The 18,989-nt window shown below is 48.4% G+C and carries 19 protein-coding genes and 3 pseudogenes; 2 read left to right on the top strand and 20 right to left on the bottom strand.

Annotated elements, in window-relative coordinates:
- Positions 1–91: 91 nt before the first annotated feature.
- The 9 genes from FND36_11210 to FND36_11250 all read right to left on the bottom strand — a co-directional run bounded on the left by FND36_11210 (position 92) and on the right by FND36_11250 (position 5,683).
- Positions 92–280: a hypothetical protein gene (locus tag FND36_11210; protein QDW74555.1), complete on the bottom strand. Its 189-nt coding sequence runs from the start codon at positions 278–280 to the stop codon at positions 92–94.
- Between the two features lie 14 nt (positions 281–294).
- Positions 295–1,137 (bottom strand): ATP-binding protein, encoded by an 843-nt coding sequence (locus FND36_11215; GenBank protein ID QDW74556.1) that lies wholly within the window; start codon positions 1,135–1,137, stop codon positions 295–297.
- Complete coding sequence (locus FND36_11220; GenBank protein QDW74557.1) at positions 1,134–1,985, bottom strand: replication initiator protein A; 852 nt, start codon at positions 1,983–1,985, stop codon at positions 1,134–1,136. The genes FND36_11215 and FND36_11220 overlap by 4 nt, the downstream gene beginning before the upstream one ends.
- Positions 1,986–2,000: 15 nt before the next feature.
- The gene (locus FND36_11225; GenBank protein ID QDW74558.1) at positions 2,001–2,387 is read right to left on the bottom strand and encodes a hypothetical protein; all 387 of its coding nucleotides are present in this window, start codon (positions 2,385–2,387) and stop codon (positions 2,001–2,003) included.
- A complete protein-coding gene (locus FND36_11230; protein ID QDW74559.1) occupies positions 2,377–3,987 on the bottom strand; it encodes a relaxase in 1,611 nt (536 codons plus the stop codon). The genes FND36_11225 and FND36_11230 overlap by 11 nt, the downstream gene beginning before the upstream one ends.
- The gene (mobC, locus tag FND36_11235) at positions 3,959–4,357 is read right to left on the bottom strand and encodes a plasmid mobilization relaxosome protein MobC (GenBank protein QDW74560.1); all 399 of its coding nucleotides are present in this window, start codon (positions 4,355–4,357) and stop codon (positions 3,959–3,961) included. Before mobC ends, FND36_11230 begins: the two co-directional genes overlap by 29 nt.
- A gap of 142 nt (positions 4,358–4,499) precedes the next feature.
- Positions 4,500–4,709, bottom strand: a complete 210-nt coding sequence (locus FND36_11240; GenBank protein ID QDW74561.1) for a hypothetical protein — start codon at positions 4,707–4,709, stop codon at positions 4,500–4,502.
- Between the two features lie 361 nt (positions 4,710–5,070).
- Entirely contained in the window at positions 5,071–5,268 is a 198-nt protein-coding gene (locus FND36_11245; protein ID QDW74562.1) for a helix-turn-helix domain-containing protein, read from the bottom strand.
- The gene (locus FND36_11250) at positions 5,261–5,683 is read right to left on the bottom strand and encodes a sigma-70 family RNA polymerase sigma factor (protein QDW74563.1); all 423 of its coding nucleotides are present in this window, start codon (positions 5,681–5,683) and stop codon (positions 5,261–5,263) included. Before FND36_11250 ends, FND36_11245 begins: the two co-directional genes overlap by 8 nt.
- On the opposite strand from FND36_11250, the gene FND36_11255 reads away from it, so the two are divergent.
- Positions 5,654–5,884, top strand: a complete 231-nt coding sequence (locus FND36_11255) for a hypothetical protein (GenBank protein QDW74564.1) — start codon at positions 5,654–5,656, stop codon at positions 5,882–5,884. The two genes, FND36_11250 and FND36_11255, sit on opposite strands and share 30 nt — an antisense overlap.
- Before the next feature lie 51 nt (positions 5,885–5,935).
- Here FND36_11255 and FND36_11260 read toward each other — a convergent pair whose 3' ends face one another.
- From FND36_11260 to FND36_11300, 9 genes and pseudogenes are all read right to left on the bottom strand, one after another.
- The gene (locus FND36_11260) at positions 5,936–6,754 is read right to left on the bottom strand and encodes an RNA methyltransferase (GenBank protein QDW74565.1); all 819 of its coding nucleotides are present in this window, start codon (positions 6,752–6,754) and stop codon (positions 5,936–5,938) included.
- A 62-nt stretch (positions 6,755–6,816) separates the two neighbouring features.
- Positions 6,817–7,130: pseudogene (locus FND36_11265) on the bottom strand (sigma-70 family RNA polymerase sigma factor).
- 203 nt (positions 7,131–7,333) lie between these two features.
- Entirely contained in the window at positions 7,334–8,200 is an 867-nt protein-coding gene (locus FND36_11270) for an AraC family transcriptional regulator (GenBank protein ID QDW74566.1), read from the bottom strand.
- A gap of 190 nt (positions 8,201–8,390) precedes the next feature.
- On the bottom strand, positions 8,391–10,310 hold the full coding sequence (gene tet, locus FND36_11275; protein ID QDW74567.1) for a TetM/TetW/TetO/TetS family tetracycline resistance ribosomal protection protein: 1,920 nt from the start codon (positions 10,308–10,310) through the stop codon (positions 8,391–8,393).
- A 375-nt stretch (positions 10,311–10,685) separates the two neighbouring features.
- Positions 10,686–10,826, bottom strand: a complete 141-nt coding sequence (locus FND36_11280) for a hypothetical protein (protein QDW74568.1) — start codon at positions 10,824–10,826, stop codon at positions 10,686–10,688.
- Positions 10,827–10,893: 67 nt separating this feature from the next.
- Positions 10,894–12,675, bottom strand: a complete 1,782-nt coding sequence (locus tag FND36_11285) for a type IV secretory system conjugative DNA transfer family protein (GenBank protein ID QDW74569.1) — start codon at positions 12,673–12,675, stop codon at positions 10,894–10,896.
- Positions 12,672–13,145: a PcfB family protein gene (locus tag FND36_11290; GenBank protein ID QDW74570.1), complete on the bottom strand. Its 474-nt coding sequence runs from the start codon at positions 13,143–13,145 to the stop codon at positions 12,672–12,674. Before FND36_11290 ends, FND36_11285 begins: the two co-directional genes overlap by 4 nt.
- Positions 13,146–13,181: 36 nt before the next feature.
- Positions 13,182–14,126, bottom strand: coding sequence for a helix-turn-helix domain-containing protein (locus tag FND36_11295; protein QDW74571.1), 945 nt, complete (start codon positions 14,124–14,126; stop codon positions 13,182–13,184).
- Between the two features lie 128 nt (positions 14,127–14,254).
- Entirely contained in the window at positions 14,255–14,473 is a 219-nt protein-coding gene (locus FND36_11300) for a hypothetical protein (protein QDW74572.1), read from the bottom strand.
- 179 nt (positions 14,474–14,652) lie between these two features.
- Between FND36_11300 and FND36_11305 the strand changes: the two are divergent.
- A pseudogene (locus FND36_11305) lies at positions 14,653–16,086 on the top strand (DUF4368 domain-containing protein).
- A gap of 539 nt (positions 16,087–16,625) precedes the next feature.
- Here the strand turns inward: FND36_11305 and FND36_11310 are convergent.
- Both FND36_11310 and FND36_11315 read right to left on the bottom strand, forming a co-directional pair.
- Positions 16,626–17,912 (bottom strand): MFS transporter, encoded by a 1,287-nt coding sequence (locus FND36_11310; GenBank protein QDW74573.1) that lies wholly within the window; start codon positions 17,910–17,912, stop codon positions 16,626–16,628.
- A 233-nt stretch (positions 17,913–18,145) separates the two neighbouring features.
- A pseudogene (locus tag FND36_11315) lies at positions 18,146–18,887 on the bottom strand (cell filamentation protein).
- Positions 18,888–18,989 lie beyond the last annotated feature (102 nt).

Below are 18,989 nucleotides of genomic sequence, written 5' to 3' on the forward strand. Positions count from 1 at the left end.
GCCAGCCCCACTATTCCGTGGTTTCATTGTACCACGGAATAGGGCGGGCTGTATAGCGGCAAAAGTGTAAAATCTGCTTCTTTATGATTTGTCAAATTGCCGGTTTTTGTGTAGCAGCGGCTTCCGCTTCCAGTACCCGCGCCATTTTGTCGGCGGCGGTGGTGGTAGTGTCTTTCTTGAAATAGCCGGACACGACAAGGACGGAATTGCCCATGCGGATTTCCGTCACGCAGTCGGGGCGGCGGGTGGTGCGGGTGTCGGGCTGCTTGTTATCTGCCATAGGCAATACTCCTTTCAGTCGGTAATCAGTTTCTTCATGCTCTCCATTTTCCGCTGCGCGGCTTCCTGCCGGAAGTTGTCGCCGGTAAAGCGTACCGGGACGCACATGGAAAGCAGGCGGTCATAAATCCGGGAATGGGCGGTGTCCTCCGGGTTCCGCAGGTCGTCCAGCGTGAGGTTGGTCGTGACGATCAGCGGCTTGCTGCTGCGGTAACGGCTGTCAATCACATTGAAAACCTGTTCCAGCCCGTATTCCGTCCCGCGCTCCATGCCGAAGTCGTCAATGATAAGCAGCGGATAGCGGCAAAGGCGGGAAATGTACTCGTTGCGGTTCTCAAAGCTGGCGGCAAGGTCGTTGAGGATAAGGGCAAAGTTCGTCATGTGGACGGGGATTTCTTTCTCCATGAGGGCGTTTGCGATACAGCCCGCAAGATAGCTTTTCCCGGTTCCCACGCCGCCCCAGAACAGGCAGCCGATATTGTCGGCTCGCATATCCGCCCAATGCTCCACATACCGGCGGGCAATCCCGGCCTGCGGGTTCCTGCCGTTGTCGTTCTCAAAAGTCCAGTCCCGCATGGTGGGGTCGGTAAAGCCCCGGCGTTTCAGTTCTTCCACGGTGTCAAGGTGCCTGCGCCGCTTCTCGGCGGCCTCCCGTTCCTCGCGGGCGGTTCTCTGGCAGTCGCACTCTGCCGGGTGACGGTCACGGCCAAAGATAGCGGCCTTATCCGGCGCAAAATAGGCTTCTTTCGGCTTGCGGCACTTGCCGCAGTACAGTAAACCGTCCTCGCCGGTGTAGTCCTCCGGCTCCGGGGCGGTGGTCGTCATATTCTCCAAAACAGCGTTGATTTCGTTCTTCATAAACTCTCGCCCTCCTTGCATGAGTAGTCTGGTATGCCCTTTTTCGGGGCTTTCTTTTTGTCGTTCCCCGCCCATATCCGCAGGGCGGCGGCATAGTTCTGGTAGCTTTTCCCGTTGGCGGCAAGGTAGCGGCTCATTTCCTCGATGAACCGTTCCAGCCTGTCGGGGTACTCTGCCTGCAACTCGTCGTATTCGGTCTGCGACAGAAAAATATTCTGGTATCGGCCATAGGGCGCGGGCGGCTCCCCACTCACTCCCTTTGTTTGGCTCTCTGTAAGGTTGTTTATAGTAGTTTGGTTAGGGGACGGTTTTCCGACCATCATAAGGTCGGTTTTCTGACCATCAGTAGGACGGTTTTCCGGCTCTATGAGGGTCGGATTTCCGGCCATCAGTTGGTCGGAAAACTGTACCTGTGGCACTCGCGGCACTTTGACATAAAGCCGGTTCGGTGCGGAGAAGCCGCCCCGTTCCCGTTCCAGCAGCCCCGCCATGTCCAGTTCATTAAGCGCCCCCTTTATGGTGGTGCTGCCCTTATCCAGTATTTCGGCTATCTCCGCGATTGGATAGATAATATATATCCTGCCCTCGTCGTCCTGCCACTTGTTCTTCTGGGAGAGTGTGGAACGGTCTAACAGCAGCGAATACAGCAGCTTGGCGGTCTGGGAAATCTCCATTTTCAGCAGGAAACGGGGGTAGGGCAGATAGATAGGCAGCGGCGTGTCTGCCATGATATAATCAGCGATAGTATCACCTCCCTGTGTTCGGGTTGATTGTGGTGTTTTGTCACGCCTTAGAACGGCGTTTCCGGGGGAAAAGGATAAATGTATCGCGTACCCTTTGACACTCACGAAAAAAACCTTGATTCATGCGGGTTTGAAAGGCTCTAAAGCGTGACATTTCTGCCTTTGTTTCCGCTTTCTCTCGGCGGCTTTGAGTTTCTTCATGCGTCCGGCGCAGTCGGGGCAGTATTTTCCCCGGTTGGATTTGGGGACAAATGCCGCCCCGCAGACCTCACACCGTTTCCGGCTCCCCCGGTACAAGAGGGCTGCGGCCAGTTCCCCGTCAAGGGGCAGGACAGCCACACGGAACCAGCGGCACATGAGGGAAAGGGAAATGCTTTGGACGCACACGCAAGGCTCCCCGTCGTCTAACAGCAGGCAGTTTCCCTCGTCGTAGTTACAGCACTCATGTACCAGCCGCCGCGCCCGCCGGTGCTGGCGGTAGTCCATGCGGGGCAGGTTATCGCTCATGGCTCTGCTCCTTTCTGCGGTGGGGTTCCTCCCGGCGCAAAATCTGGTCGATGTTCCGCTTGACGGTCTGCAACTCCTTGAACCGCTGTTTCTGTTCGTGGTAGGTGTTATACAGGCCGTCTTTCTCGGAGATAAGCTGCTCGATCTCGGCCTGCAACGCTTTCCGGGCGGGCAGCTTGGTGATGCCATGCGCCTTGAAATACCGGGCGGCGGCTTCGGCTATGATAAAATCGCTCTCGTTTGCCTGCCGGTAGGCGGCGCGGGCTTTCTCGGATTTCTGCGCTTTCAGCCCGTCGCGGGTGGGCTTGGTCTTGGCATAGGCAAGTACCTGTTGCTGCAACTCCTTTTTCCCTTGTAGCTTCGTTTCCAGTGCTTTCAGTTCGCCGCTGGTCTGGCGCATTTCCTGATAGGCGGTATCAACGGCGGCTTCTAACTGCTCCGGGGAAGTAAAGCCGTATTCCTGATACACATTCAGCGTCGCGGCCATTTGTTTGAGGTTGTGCATGGTCGCCCAGCGTTCATAGCCCCGGCCTTTGCCCTCGGCCATTTTCTGCTCAATGTCCACAAGCCGCTGCACACCGTCCTGCTTCGGGGCGGTTTGTGGGGCTTTTGTGTTCCCATGCCGGGGGTATTCGAGTATGGCTGCGGCCTTTTCTGTGGCTCTGGCGGCGTTCTGCTCCAAAACGGAAAGGACAGCGGTGCGGTCAAAGTCGTCGCCCAGCTTCCGGGCGGTAATGGGCTTTGTCCTGTCCGGCGTGAGATAGGACAGCCGCCCCCGGCTCTCCTTGACGGTCACGCCCTCCCGCAGCAGCAGAGAGGAAAATTCGTCAAAGCTGGCGGCGGTGGCAAGGGCTTTCCGTATGGTCTGCCGCAGCTTCTCCTTGTTCGTTTCAAACTTGGTCTGCCGGGGCGTGATACCGCCTGCAATCATGGGGGCGTTCTGCTTGTCCAGCGCAGCCTGTCCCTTTTTCTGCGCCCAATACTCCCGGTCGGTCACGCGGTTCTTGCTGCCGTTCAAGAGGTCGATTTGGTAAAGCCCCTCCCGGTGGCACATCTCCATGACTTCGGATTTGAAGTAGCGCAAGGCAGCGTCGGTACAGCGGTGCTTGCAGCCGGCTTTCGTGTCGGCTGGCCTGTCCATGTAGGGCAGGAACGGTACTTCCTCTATCCGCAGGCTGTTAATGACGATATGCACATGGATATTGCCGCTGTGGTTGTGGCCGTCCGGGTGGGTGCATACAAGGGCTTGGTGGCCGGGGAAATGCTCGGCGCAAAACTTCTCGCCCAATGCCTGCGCCCGGTCTACGGTCAAGCCGTTGTCCGGCCCGTCCCGTGGGTCAAAGCTGATGATATAGTGGTGGCTTTTCACATCTTCCCGCCGCTGGTTCTTCCCATAGCGGAGATTTGCCCGCATACAGGCAACGGCAAAATCCTCCCCGCCGCAGTTCAGCGTTGACAGCCGGTAGTCCTCGCGGGGGATAAGCCTGCCGGTTTCATCAAGGACGGGCTTCATGGTAAACTCGTCATGCTCAAAGAGAAGATATTGTTCGGCGGCTCCGTAGTCGGCGTTTTTAGAGTTGATATGCTTGAGTGTTGCCAACTGCGTCACCTACTTTCTTGAGGACTTCATACTTGAGGGCGGCAAGGTCGGCTATGGCGGCGCGTACCTCGCCGGACAGCGCATTGTAGGGTGAGCCGTACTCGTTCAGATACCGGGCAATCTGATTGAGGTTGCCGCCGATCCTGCCGTACTCGGCGGCCAGCTTCCCGACAGCGGAGAGCAGTTCATCATTGACCGCCGATACATGGACAACGGGGCGTATGGTCGTGCGCCGTATCGCCTGCCGGAGAAATTCCGACTGGCTGATACCATAGGGCGCAAGCCGCGCTGTGAAGTCGGCGTATTCATCTTCGGACAGCCGGGTTTTCACAACGCGGCTGCGGTGGGGCGTGTTGTATTTCTTTCGCATAGGCTGAAAACCTCCTCTCACTATTCTTATTGCTGACTTTTTTCGGATTTTGGGCGGAGAAAATTTCCTCTCACTCCTCCCATTGCTTAACTTTTCGGGAAATTACAAAAACTTTTTTTTGCATTTCGGCAGAAAAATCCCTCTATACCTCCCATTGGGCAACTTTTTGGAAAATAACAAAAACTGTTTTCAGCTTTTTCGCCCGTAAGGGCGTATAGCAGGGTTTGGGGAAGGCACTCCCCAACAAGTTTCCCGCGAGGGGCAAAACCGCAGAATTGCGGATTTTGGCACCGTGGTAGAAACTTGCTCTTAGTAAGCCGCAGACTGCCCCTGTCCGGGCTTTTCCGTACATAGAGCGAACGGGGCGGGGCTTTCAGCCCGCTGTGCGCGGTCTTTTTTTTCTTTCGCCAAAGATACATTCAAAAGGCCGCCAGCTACCCGCTGTCCGGGGATTTTTCAAATTTTCTTTTGCCTTAGTAATCCGGGAAACAGGATTTTGGCAACCTACGGGGCAGAGAATTTTTCCTTTCACTCCCTACAACACTGCGTTTTGAAATTTGCCAAACGGAGCAGGCAGCTTTTTCTGGCTTCACCTACCTACTACGGGTGACTTTGCGATTTTGCCAAATGGACAACAAAAAAAGCAGCAAATCTTTTTCAGACTTACTGCTTTCACTGGCCGCTGGTGGGCGGCTGGTATTCAGTTTTGGGGCTTATCGGTCAAAGCGAAACTTGAATAGTGCGGAGATTAGCTGCTGCTTCACATATTCCTCAACCTCGGCGTTAACCTGACCGTGTACTTTGGAAAAGTAGCGGATATATCCGGCATAGTGGGAAAGGACGGTGTCGATTGCGTCCGGGTCGCCCTCATGGGCTTTGACGATTGTTTCATAGGGGAGAAGTTTACTCATGGTCTTTTCCCTCCATGAGCCGCCGTAGCCGCTGCAAGGCAAGCTGGATATGCCGCCCCGCTGTGCTGCGTGTCCGGCCAATATGTACGCCGATCACTCGCTGCGGCTGGCGCAGGAAATAGTAACGGAAAATCTCTTCCTGTGTCTGCTCCGGCAAGAGGGCAAGGGCGGCGGCAAGTTCCGCATGGTACAGAACGGCGGTCTGGCCGCAGGCGGTAAAAAGATATTCTTCAAGCTGCTCCGGTTCGGCAAGCTGGACAAACTTCTCATTCATCAGATAGTCAAGAGAAACTTCCCGTTCCCACCTCCGGCGCAGCTTTAAGATTATATCTATGGCTGCGTGACGAATGACAATCTTGCAAAAGGCATTGAATGTGTACTGGATATGCACTTTGTAGGCTTCATCTTCGGTCATGGAAATTCCCCCTCTCTGAATAATAGTGCGGGGCGGCAGCACTCCTTGCTGTCGCCCCTTGATTGCCTATCTGCAAAGGCGGGCGGGGCTGTCAACGGCGGCGCATATGCGCCGTTCATCTTGACTGTTGACTGGCTCGGCTGGCTTTGCCATTTGAGTGTAATTGCTTATTCTTTTTTTATTTGCAGACTTTTGAGGTAGAACGCCTGCTCCTCCCTTTTCTCTGGCTCACTCTCAAAAGGGTTATGCTGTCTAATTCATTCGTTGTCTTACTATTTCATACATCATTATAGATGCAGCACAACTGACATTGAAAGAACTGGCATAGGAATCTTCAGCCATAGGAATCGTACATAAAACATCACAATATTCCTTAAATGCCTTATTTAATCCCATGGTTTCATTTCCCATCATTAACATAACCGGGGTTTTCAAGTCCTCATGATAGATAGGCTTTTCGTGGTGGGCTGTTGTGCCTATGATCTTAAAGCCAGGGTATTTTATTCTAAGGCTTTCAACGAATTTATATAAATCCTCATTGTGAATGATTCGAATCACCGGAAGATTGAAAAAAGAACCCATCGCCGAAACAATTACATCAGGCTCATACAAATCAACCGCATGTCCAGTAATTATCAACATATCTACTCCCAACGCATCACATGAACGTATCATCGTACCTAAATTTCCTTTATTAGAGGGCCTGTCAAATAACACAATAAATGGATTGGAAGATAACGCAACATTTTCTAACCTGTCTTCCCTCATTTCAATAATAGCCAATAATTCAGAAGTTTCTTCTTTTCCACTTAATTCCTTTAGCAACTGTGCCGTAAGAGTATAATTGACTTCTGTTTTTACTGTTTCTATCATATGTTTTGCCCAGCCTGACAGATTATTCTTGTCATAAATAAAAGAAATAATCTTCCAGTTATTTTTAACCGCTTCATTTAAACTTCTTACGCCTTCAACAATAAATTGATTATATTTATATCTTTTATTTCGATTATGCTTCAATACTTCAAATCTCTGGTAATCATTATTTTTATTTAATATAGAAACAACTTTCATTTCAATACCTGCCTCATCATACTTTGGTTTTCGAATTTTTCACCCATTGTAAGCCCATTTTTGAAAAAATAAGGGAAAATGATTTCCCGGTTTTTCTGTGGCAGGGATAACAGGACGGCGGCAAGTTTTCCATTGGTGAGGATAACTGCCTGACCGCATATCGTTATAGGGTGTTCTTCATGGGGTGCTTCAAAATATTCGTCTGTTGTGCCTAAAGGGTAAAACTTTTCTTCTGTGAGGTATTCAAGGGATATTTCTTTTTGCCGCCGTCTGCTCCTGTCACGCCATGCGTTGATAGCCGCATAGTGTATGACGGTCTTGCAAAGCCATTGAACGTGTACATGATGTGTTCTTTGTATGCTTCTGTGCAAGGCATAGATGATTCCCCCTTTCTCCCACATAGGGCGTTGTATGGTTGACGGGTTTCATTTATAATATCAGAGGGCGGCAGCACCCCTTGCTGTCGCCCCTTGATTGCCTACCAGCAAAGGCGGGCGGGGCTGTCAACAGCGGCGCATATGCGCCGTTTATCTTGACTGCCCGCTGGCTCGGCTGGCTTTCCTATTTGAGTGTAATTGCTTATTCTTTTTTTGTTACTGGAATCCAAATTTCACTGTATGCGTAGTTGGGCTTTTTGTCGTCCATTTTTGTAAAAGAGAAAGAAAACGGCTCTGCCAGTTCATAATCTGCCGTCATAAACCATTCGGAGTAGATTCTTGCCATTGTATCCTGCAAAGTAAACGGGAAGATTCCTTCATTTGGAAAAACTGCCCACGTATGAGCTTTAACAGGAAATGTGTCCAGATTACTGCTAATGTCATTTTTAGTTGTTAAAACTCCAATTAAATGCGTTAATTCACCAGCTTCTTCAAGAAAGTTCGTATCTGATTCATAGGAAACATTTACAGTTTCATATGGCTCAATGTTTTGCAACCGGTGCATTTCTTCTTTCTGTTCCTGTGTTATGCTTTGTGCCAGTTCCAAAATAGCGTTGTTTACTCCCTCATATTGTAACGGCACTCGTTTACTTACACCTGCAAACGTAAAAGCAGGTTTTTCAACAATTTTATATTCCATTAAAGTTCCTCCCTTCATAGTTACAACAAATTGTAACTTTTGGCATGATTTACATTGTTTCAACTTTGCGACTTGTGACGGTAAGATACCGCTCCATTTTTTAAAGGCACGTGTAAATCCGTCTACGGATTGATACCCATATTGATAAGCGACATCTGTTACCTGCGCCCCCTGCAACAATTCTTTGTTAGCTTCTGAAAGTCGTCTGTTTTTTACATACTCATTCAGCGTCATATTGGTAAGCGCAAAAAATATTTTTCTAAAATGATAATCTGAAACATTTATATGCTCAGAAATCTTCTCAAGTAAAAACTCGTCCTCCAGGTGCGCTTCAATATAGTCCATCGCGTCATTCAATTTCTTTAACACATTGCCCCTCCTTCCGAATAAGAATATCACAATTTAGAAAGATATGTTCGACATTAGCATACAAAATTAGTCGGGTTATAAATAAAGGCCGTTTGCTCAATATAAGTTTACACAAAACCGACTTGAAAACAAAACTAACATAGACTCTCCTTATATTCAAAGATTTTTATCCGTGATAACGCACAAAATATTACGTTATTTTCTGAAACATATGCCGAACCTTATCTAAACGGCTGTTAGGACGGCGTGGCTGCAATACAGGCTCCCCGGAAATTTCTTGGTACCCTTTTAATTCGGTAAGGCAGACGCTTCTCCCATTTGTATAAAAATTTAAATCATTCCTATATTCGCCGATGCAGCGGGCGGGGATTTCTCCCGTAAAAATAACTTCATCATTTTTAAGCAAGGTTGATTCAATCACTGCACAATACTTCGGTGCGTCATTATAAGCCCGTGAAATATATTCCTGCGGTGCAAAAAGGGTAAAGGAAAGGTATGGTTCCAATAATTGTGTTCCTGCTCTTTTCAATGCCTGTTCTAACACGATAGGAGCAAGGGAACGAAAATCTGCGGGGGTACTAACTGGACTGTAATAAACTCCATAGTCAAAACAAATTTCACAATCTGTCACTTCCCAACCGTATAAGCCTTGCTCCATTCCATAACGCACCCCTTCCATAACGGCATTTTGAAAACTTTGGTTTAAATAGCCGAGAGATACTTTGCTTTTAAACCGGGTTCCACTTCCGGCAGGAAGTGGCGTTACAGTTAAGCCAATGGATGCCCAAAACGGATTCGGCGGCACTTCAATATGAATCGTGTAACTGGCTGTTTTTAATGGCCTTTCCAGATAAATGACCGTAGGTTCTTTCACATTTATGTTCACATGGTATCGCTCTACTAACAGAGAGCATACAACCTCTAACTGGACTTTTCCTAAAAAAGAAATGATGATTTCATGCGTTATCGTATCCACATAGTAATGCAACAGCGGATCTGTATCTGCAATTTCCGTCAGGGCATTCAGCAGGAGGTCTCTTTGTTCCTGATTTTGCGGCTCCACCGTCGTCCGAAGCAAAGGAATCGGATTTTTTTCCCATGCCTTGCGCGGCAAAAGTTCTACATTTCCGAGAGTATCATTCAGCTTCAGAGTGTCATTGGTCAAAATAACAATTTCTCCGCAACAGGCTGTGTCCGCCGGTATAATCTCTCCGTTTGACGGAATCCTCATTTCTGTGATTTTTAGTTTTTGATTTTGGGGCAGGAGAATCGTATCCCGTAAATGAAGTGTCCCGCTGTATAACCGCAAATAAACGAGCCGCTTTTTCTGGTCTGTGTACTCGATTTTAAAAACGCTTCCGCATAGCTCGGATTGATCGTTGTCCGCACCAGAAGTAAATGTTTCTGCAATCACTTCAATCAGCTTTTCAGTTCCGATATTGTTCTTTGCACTCCCATGATAAATAGGAAACAGGGAACCGTTTTGCATTCTTCTGCATTTCTCCCTCTGTAAATCTTGTATTTTCAAAGGTTCCCCCGCAATATATTTTTCCAAAAGTTCATCATTTCCAGCAATAATAGAATCCCATTTTTCTATATCCTCAATGTCTGTCAGAGACACTTCCGGAGTGAGCGAAACATCTTGCATAACCATGACATCATCAGAAAGTTTTTCTCTGATATTTTGATAAACGCTCTGTAAGTCAATGCCCTCCTGGTCTATCTTATTTACAAAAATAATCGTTGGGATTTTCATTTTCTGGAGCGCATGGAACAGTACCCGTGTTTGTGCCTGCACGCCGTCCTTTGCGGAAACTACTAAAATTGCTCCGTCAAGAACAGCAAGTGAGCGATATACTTCCGCCAAAAAGTCCATATGGCCGGGGGTATCGACAATATTGATCTTATAATTCTTCCAGCCGAAAGAAGTGACGGCCGTTTGAATGGTAATCCCACGCTGGCGTTCCAACAGCATGGTGTCTGTCCGCGTTGTTCCCTTATCTACACTCCCTAATTCCGGAACGGCTCCGCTGGTATAGAGCAGGCTTTCTGTCAAAGTCGTTTTTCCTGCGTCTACATGAGCAAGAATGCCGATATTGATTATTTTCATGTGTTTGTCCTCCATTCAGCCCCCAAAGGGCATAAAAATCCCCAGCAGCAAAATACTTTTACCGCTGGGGATATAGCGAATAGACATACACATACATACAACGCACTGCAAGCAGCGGTCGCTCTTTTGATATGTCAAATATATAAGGCAAAAGTATTCTTAAAAAGGGTACAAAAAACTAAGCCCCTTGCAAGGGACGGTTACAATTCTTTGTTCCCACTATTTGATTATAGTTAATTAAGAATACCTTGCCGCATATTTTTAACTCCTTACTTGGAATAGAAATATTATAGCATATCGGCATTGAAAAAGAAAGTCCTGAAACAAAATTTACGGAATAGTAGGCTGCTGTCTATCAATCTCTTGTGTGTTTCTTTATGACACATGAGCATTCGCGCCGGGGTTATCGTTGCCGTACCCCTCCATGAGGTTAATGCCGCCCCAAATGCCAAGTCCTGCGCCAAGCGCGATTACCAAAGTCTGCAATACGTCAACTGCGCTGTTGAAAAAATCCATATAAACCTCGCTTTCTGCCGCTAAAACGGCTCAAAAAATGTTGTTGGAAATAAAAATGCCGCCGTTTTTATTCGGCGGCTGCGTCCTCGTCGGACAAATCTATTTCGTATATGTCAAAGGGTTCGTCGGGCTTTACGATTGCCGGACGGGTGGACATATACCGTTCAACGTCAAAAGCGTTTTTCTTGTCGAAGTCGGAAAGGTATTTGTAGTTCGGGTGCTGCGTTATATCGTACTTATCGCTGAAAAAGGGGCGCACGCCGCGCAACTGCAAAATACATTTTCCTCCGTCCATAACTGCGATTTCGTCCTGTGTCATCAACTCCTTTCCCAATTTCTGATAATTGAGGCCATGAGAAACCTGCGTGCCGCGATTTTCGGAAGTGTTGAAACTGTCGATTGTTTCACGTCCCAAGTTCTCCGAAATATCCTTTGCATTTTTCCCGCGCCCTCCCAAAAACAAGGTGCTGTCGGCATTGTCAAGTATGATTTCTGCCGCGTCCTTGTAAATGGCTTTTAGCTGGCTCTGCGATTGCAGAATGATAGAAGCCGAGATTTCCCGGCTGCGGATTGTGGCAATCAATTTTTCAAACTGCGGGATTTGTCCAATGTTTGCAAACTCGTCTAACAGGCAGCGAACATGAACCGGCAGCTTGCCGCCGTATTCGTCGTCGGCCTTGTCGCACAAGAGATTAAATAACTGCGATTGCAGCATAGCGATAACAAAATTAAACGTGCTGTCCGTATCGCTCATAATCAAAAACAAAGCTGTTTTTCTGTCGCCTAACGTGTCAAGTTCTAATTCGTCGTAGGACATAAGATCGCGCAATTCCTTTATATCAAAAGGAGCGAGCCTCGCACCGCAAGAAATGAGGATTGATTTTGCGGTTTTGCCCGCCGCCAATTTATATTTTCGGTACTGCTTCACCGCGAAATGGTCGGGGTCGCGTTCTTCCAAGTCGGCAAACAGCAAATCGACGGGGCTTTGATATTCCTCGTCGTCCTCGCGGGCTTCGCTGGCGTTGATAAGTTCCAACAGGGTAATAAAGTTCATTTCCTCGGCGGGGGCTTCGTACCAGATGTAGCCCACCAACGCGCAATACAAAAGCCGTTCTGCCTTTACCCAAAAATCCTCCGCGCTTTTTTCTCCCTCACCTTTGGTATTCGCTATCAACGTATTTACCAGCTTCAAAATATCTTTCTCGCTGCGGATATACACAAAGGGGTTGTAGTGCATAGATTTTTTGAAGTTAATCGTATTCAGTACCTTAATGCGGTAGCCCGCCCGTTGCAGCAGCTTCCCGCACTCAATCAAAACCGTACCTTTCGGGTCGGTTAAGACGTAAGAGGAATGAAGCTGCATTAGATTAGGTTTGACAAAAAATCTTGTTTTTCCGCTGCCGCTGCCGCCGATCACGACGACGTTCTTATTTCTCGCGTACTTCGGCTGCTTCGGGCGGCTGTTCATGGTAAGCCGTTCCGTCTGCGTCAAAATGATGTTGTTTTGGAAATCCGGGTCTATGTAGGGCTTTATATCTTCGGCGTTTCCCCATCGGGCAGAGCCGTACTCCGCGCCCTTGCGGTATTTCTTCGCGTTTTTCCCTTTGACATAGACTATCAAGCGGATAATCACCGCACCGACAATGCCGACAAGCAAATCCAACGGGTAAACGCTCGGCAAGGCGTTTTCAAAGGCTGCGGAAAATCCTTGTGTGATATTCAGTATCTTTGCAGAAATATCCGCGCCGGGGGCAAGCCGCACCGCCTGTCCGACTTTATCAAAGAGATAGACAAAGAACACATAGGGGATATTCGGAAGTATCAGCTTTTTGTAGTTGATCTGCTTCATATCTCGCGCCCCCTGTCCATTTTCTTTACCTTGTCGCGGGCGGCGTTAAGCTGCTTCGCCTTGTCCTTTGCAGCGGCAAGGGCTTTGCGGATAGAGGGCTTTTTCTCCCGGTTCAGCTTCTTTGCGGAAAACTCTTGAAACGCTGCGGTCATAACGTCCGCGTCCCGGCCTTTGAAAAACACAAGGTAACGGGTCTGCTCGCCCTTAACCTTTTTTAGCGAAAAATCTATGTTGTATTTCTTCGCCGTACTCTCAAAGGCTTTAATATTGCTGTCGGTGATCTCGATGTTGGAAACACCCGCGTTCTGCTTCATAAGCTGCCGCATGGTCTGTTTCCCATGCGCGGGTTTGCTTTTCTGCTCCAAAAACTTTTGGATTGCTTTCTGTAACGCCTGTTCGGTAAGCCGCGCCGCGCCTTTTCCCACTTTGACGTATAGGGCAATCGTTTTTTGGGTTACTTCCTCCTGCAAGGTATCAACTCCTTTCCCGGTAAAGTGCGGCTATGCTCATTCGCCGCCGTATAAGTCGTGATTGACAAGGGCGGTATAGTAGCTGTCAATGGTACTCGGCGCGTTGAACAGCACCGCTTTTAGATACTGCTTGATGTTGCGCACTTTGGTTGTGTTCTCCCTCATGCAATCCAAAACAAACTCAATATGGCTGCTGTTCAGCTTCAAAAACTTGGATTTCACCAATTCGGCGGGGTAGTCGTCCCCGGCAATACGGATTGTCTTTCGGGCTGTGCAGACGGTTTCCAGCATAAGGTCAACAATCTCGTCCAAACGGTCTTTGTCAATTTTGCAGTTTTGAATGAGATGGTCGTATTCGATATTGTCCTTGATAATCTCCCTGTAAATCTCTACTGCGCTATTGCTTTTCGCTTCCGTTCTTTTCCTTTCCGGCGGCGTAGCCGCTTCGCCATGCGCAAAGGGCAAGGGGTTTAGGGAATGGAAAGGAATGGAATCGGTACTTGATAAATCAGTAATTGATTGTTCTTTACTTAATATATCTTTATTTAATTGCGTTGGATTTTCCAACGTAGGTTTTTCCTGCGTAGGTTTTTCCAACGTTGGATTATCCAATGTTGGATTTTCCAATGTAGGTAAATCCAATATAGGCGGCTGTCCGCCGCTGGTAGCTGCTTCCGGCTCTCGCGGCTGCGGCTGCTCGTATATGACGTAATCTGCGCCCCGCAAGCGTCCCTTTTCGTCGCGCTCCCGGCTGCGCACGATATATCCGGCTTTTTCGAGTTCCTTTACCGCTTCGCGGATTGCGTCGATCTTCTCCCGGTTGATATGGGATAAGCCCGCAAGGGTATAATCCCAATCTTCGGGCAGCGAAAGCATTTGCGACAACAAGCCCTTTGCCTTTAAGGACAATTCCTTGTTTCGCAAGTGGTGGTTGCTCATAACGGTATATCCCGTATTTCGCTCCACTCTGAAAACTGCCATATTTCCTCACTTCCTCTCTTGGTATGCGTGGACAATTAGAAAGCCGTTTTCGGCTGTTTTGGTATTGCAATATGCCCTTTGCCGTTTTCGCGTCTGCAAAGCCGCATGGCACAAGGGCTTTTGCCCGTCTATTTGTCCATGCTGGCGTGCGTTTTCCGCGTCCTTTTGCCGGGGCAATAGGGACACTCTTTGAAAACGCAAAACTCATATTTCCACCCGGGGCGGTAGAAACGGCAAGTGCCGCAATCTTCATCATCTCCGGCACAACCGGATTGATAGCGGTCAAATCCCGGCTTCTGCTGCATGAGCAATTCAAACGCCCGCTGCTTGCCCTTTGTGAAATACATTCCGGCTGCACCTCCTTTCCTGCGGGCATAAAAAAACGGCGTTACTTTCTCCCCCAAAGGGGTTAAGGTAACGCCGTTTGTGTGCGTATTCAGTTTTTAACACATTCCCTGTCTATCCGCTGTCCGCAAAACCATTGATTTTATTAGCTTTTTGCCGCTATCGCTATCACACCTCATTATTCCAGCGGCCCGGATTTCAAGCCATGCTTGCGGACATTGAAGCCGGGAAAGTGGGTACGGTCATCGTCAAGGACATGAGCCGGTTAGGGCGAAACTACTTGCAGGTAGGGTTTTACACGGAAATGCTGTTCCCTCAAAAGGGTGTGCGTTTTATCGCTGTCAACGATAATGTGGACAGTGCCAGCGAGGGCATGGACAACGATTTTACCCCGCTGCGAAATCTGTTCAATGAATGGCTGGTGAGAGATACGAGCAAGAAAATCAAGGCAGTGAAAAAGTCAAAAGGCATGAGCGGCAAGCCTGTTACCAGCAAGCCGGTTTACGGCTATGTGATGGACGAGGACGAGAATTTTATTATAGACGAGGAAGCCGCCCCGGTGGTGCAGCAGATTTACCAGCTTTGCCTTGCCGGGAACGGCCCGACCAAGATTGCCCGTATGCTGACGGAGCAGCAAATCCCCACGCCGGGGACGCTGGAATATCAGCGGACAGGCAGCACCCGCCGTTATCACCCAGGCTATGAGTGCAAATGGGCGACCAACACCGTCGTTCATATCCTCGAAAACCGAGAGTACACCGGATGTCTGGTGAACTTCAAAACGGAAAAGCCTTCTTATAAGGTCAAGCACAGCATAGAGAACCCCGTCGAGAAGCAGGCCATTTTCGAGAACCACCATGAGCCGATCATCGACAAGGAAACATGGGAACGGGTGCAGGAGTTACGCAAACAGCGCAAACGCCCGAACCGCTACGATGAAGTGGGGCTGTTCTCCGGGATTTTGTTCTGCGCCGACTGCGGCCATGTGCTGTATCAGCAGCGGTATCAGAACAAAGACCGCAAACAGGACTGCTACATCTGCGGCAGCTACAAGAAGCGCACCCGCAACTGTACGGCGCACTTTATCCGCACCGATCTGTTGACCGCTGGTGTCCTGGCAAATCTCCGGCAAGTGACCGAATACGCAGCCAAGCATGAGAGCCGGTTTGTGAAACTACTTGTCCAGCAGAACGAGATCGGCGGCAAGCGAAAGACCGCCGCAGCCATCAAGCAGCTTGAACAGGCGCAGGAACGCATTTCTGAAATCAGCCGCATTATCAAGCGGCTGTATGAGGACAATGTAAACGGCAAAATCAGCGATGAGCGTTTCATGGAACTGTCGGCTGACTACGAAGCCGAGCAAGCGGAGCTGAAAAAGAGAGCCGCCGCCCTGCAAGCCGAACTGGACAAGTCACAGGCAGCTACCGTCAACGCCGAGAAATTTATGGGCATTGTCCGCAAGCACCTTGCCTTTGAAGAACTGACCCCCACTCTCTTGCGGGAAATGATCGAGAAAATTGTGGTGCATGAGTGCAGCTATGATGAGAACGGCACCCGCAGGCAGGACATTGAGATTTATTACAGCTTTGTCGGCAAGATTGACTTGCCCGAATAACCGCCCGACCTATCCGACACAATGGCCAAGTGTCGGATAGGAACGGCAAAATTTTTTGCACTTCTATTGCTTCTTTATCACACATAAGCAAAATCGCAGGGAATATTTCAACCCACATCGCCAATGATGGCGATGACTCCAGGCAATCCCGTGGAACTGGTGGAGCCCATATTTCAATCCACATCGCCAATGACGGCGATGTCGCTGCTCCGGAGATGATACAATGATTTTGGTTTTAGGATTTCAATCCGCATTGCCAATGACGGCGATGACGGAAATACTCTTGTTGCCTCACTGTATTGCATGGATTTCAATCCACATCGCCAATGACGGCGATGACATAGGGTTGATTCCTAACTTTTCACGATACTTGTATTTCAATCCACACGCCAATGACGGCGATGACTGCAATTCTCCCCAAAAGTCACTCTCTATTTATGAACTTTTCCGGTGCGAATCCCGCAGGCTAAGACCACCTGCTTCCGATTCGCACCTTCTATTTTCTGCAATACTCTATCTTTTCCCAGCTATTCTTCCTTCTACCGCTCTTGATACCGGTACTTCTTCAACACCTTCCTGAACACCAGGCACACCGTCATTCCAGTCAACCCAAGCAGGAAGATCATCATTGCCGCACCGGAACCTTTTCCCTGTCCAAACAACATTGCAGCAATACTATCTGCTCCTGCTCTTGCCATAAACGGCTCACAGATCTGATCTACCATCCACCCTCCCAGGAGGAATCCTATAGGAATCGTGAAAAACTGCAAGGTATTCCGGCAAGCGTATACTCTGCCCTGCATTTCCATTGGAATCGTAGATCTTACGATCACATCCAGACTGGCATTCATGAAAGGTACCGGCGTATATCCTAGTATTTGTCCAACACACCAGGTAAACGGCGTTCTTGTCAATGACATCAGGAAATTATCTGTAGTCAAGGATATCATCATTGTAACCACAATGAGACGGATCCTGTCTTTTGGAGCGGGCAGTACAGACACCAGAAGACTTCCTGCCAGCATGGCAATCCCGCCAAAGGAGGTAACAATCCCTAAGATCTTCTCTCCTCCATTTTCTCTTGGCAGGATAAATGCGGGAAGCACCGCGTCAAATGCTGAGGCCACTAGATTCACGCCTGCCAAAAATAAGATCAACACCAGTACCAACCTGTTTTCGTTCAGATAATACAGCCCTGCTTTCACAGACTCCAGCAGACTTTCCTTCTCTTCACATTTTCTGTCTGCTTCTGGAATCTTCACTCCAAACAGCAGCGCCAGAAAAGCCGCGAAAAATGTACACAAATCCACGATGATCACAAAATCCATACCGCCAAACGCATAGAAGGATGTTGCCAGCATCGGATGAAGAATCGTGATCAGAGAATTAGAAAAGGATCTTAGACCGCTGGTCTTCTGATAATATTTTCTAGGAGTGATCAGGGTCACTGCCACATCACTGGCAGGACTCTGCACCGTATTCATAAGTCCGTTGATTCCATTCAGCAGGTACAGATGCCAGGGACACAGCAGGCCCGCCTTCAGCAATCCGAACACCAAAAGCGTACAGCAGGCTGCCAGTGTGTCACATACCAGCATCGTTTTCTTTTTATCCCACTTATCACTGAACGCCCCCGCGAAAATGCTCATCAGGACATACGGCGTATAAGAACAGACAGACAAAAGCGCCGTCTGAAGCGCTGATCCAGTAGCCTGATAAAGCCAAAGAGTCAGCGCAAAATTTGTCATCGTACTTCCAAGCTGCGACAGTCCTTGTGTGCTCCACAGAATGTAAAAATCTTTCAATTCGTATATTCTATTTTTCATTTTGACTTTGCTCCTTTGATTTTTTTTCGATCCATCAAATTGCAAAGTCCGAGGATTTTGGCTTTAATTCAGCCTCATCGCTCCATGCAGTATCCTCAAACCTTGCATGGAGCTTCTCCGATTCCCAAAACCATTTTTCTCTCTCCTTTCTGTTTATTTGTAAATGTCTATCGTTCTTCTAATAAGATTTCGGTCCGACAGAACAAGTCTGAAATTCCATCGTTTCAACTTTCTTAATGCCGGAATCGATACTTGCCTTTTCCATGTCCGGACACTGGCTCAATGATTCCATGTTCTGCCATTTCGCGCAGCAGCGCAGAGCTTCTGTCGGTTTCAGGCCGAGCACACGTTGAACATCCGATCTTCCAAATGCCAACTCCAATCCCAGTGCCGCTTGTAATACCTGAATATGAGAAGCTGTTTTTACTGTGAAAACAGCTTCAATGTTCGCTTTTTTCGAGTCAATGTTCACTTTTTCTGCTTTTTTGAAAGTATTGCTGATATGCAATGTCCGGTTATGAAGATGATTGCTTTCATTCAAAAGGAGACTGCGAAGGAACAATTCAAGGTACTCTGTCGTTTCGTGAATGCCATTTTTCAGATCGTTATAGTTTGCCCTGACCAATGAATTCCGAAAATACCATGCGTTCTCGGCGAAAATATCATTTGCCACATCAAAGCCCAGTGTACGAAAATACTTGATGAAGAACACTGCTGTCGTTCTGGTGTTGCCCTCGCCAAACACATGGATCTGCCACAATCTGGATACGAATACCGCAAGATGGTGGATGATTTCATCCATCGTGATATTCTTATAGGAAAACGTTTTCTCCTCTGAAAAATCATAGTTAAGCGCTGCCCGCAATTCCGTAGCACTGCCATATAGCACGGTCGCTCCGTTCAGCACCCATTTCTTCTTCGTGAGGTTATAATCTCGAATACGTCCGGCATAAAATAAATGCCGGTAAACAGCTTCAATTCTTCTACCGTATTAGGGACATCATACATTGGCAAGCCCAAACTTCTCTTTACCTCCGCTATATAAGCAGTATGTACCTTGAAGCCATATTATCAAGC

The sequence above is a fragment of the Lachnospiraceae bacterium KGMB03038 genome, assembly GCA_007361935.1.
GTDB lineage: Bacteria > Bacillota > Clostridia > Lachnospirales > Lachnospiraceae > Massilistercora.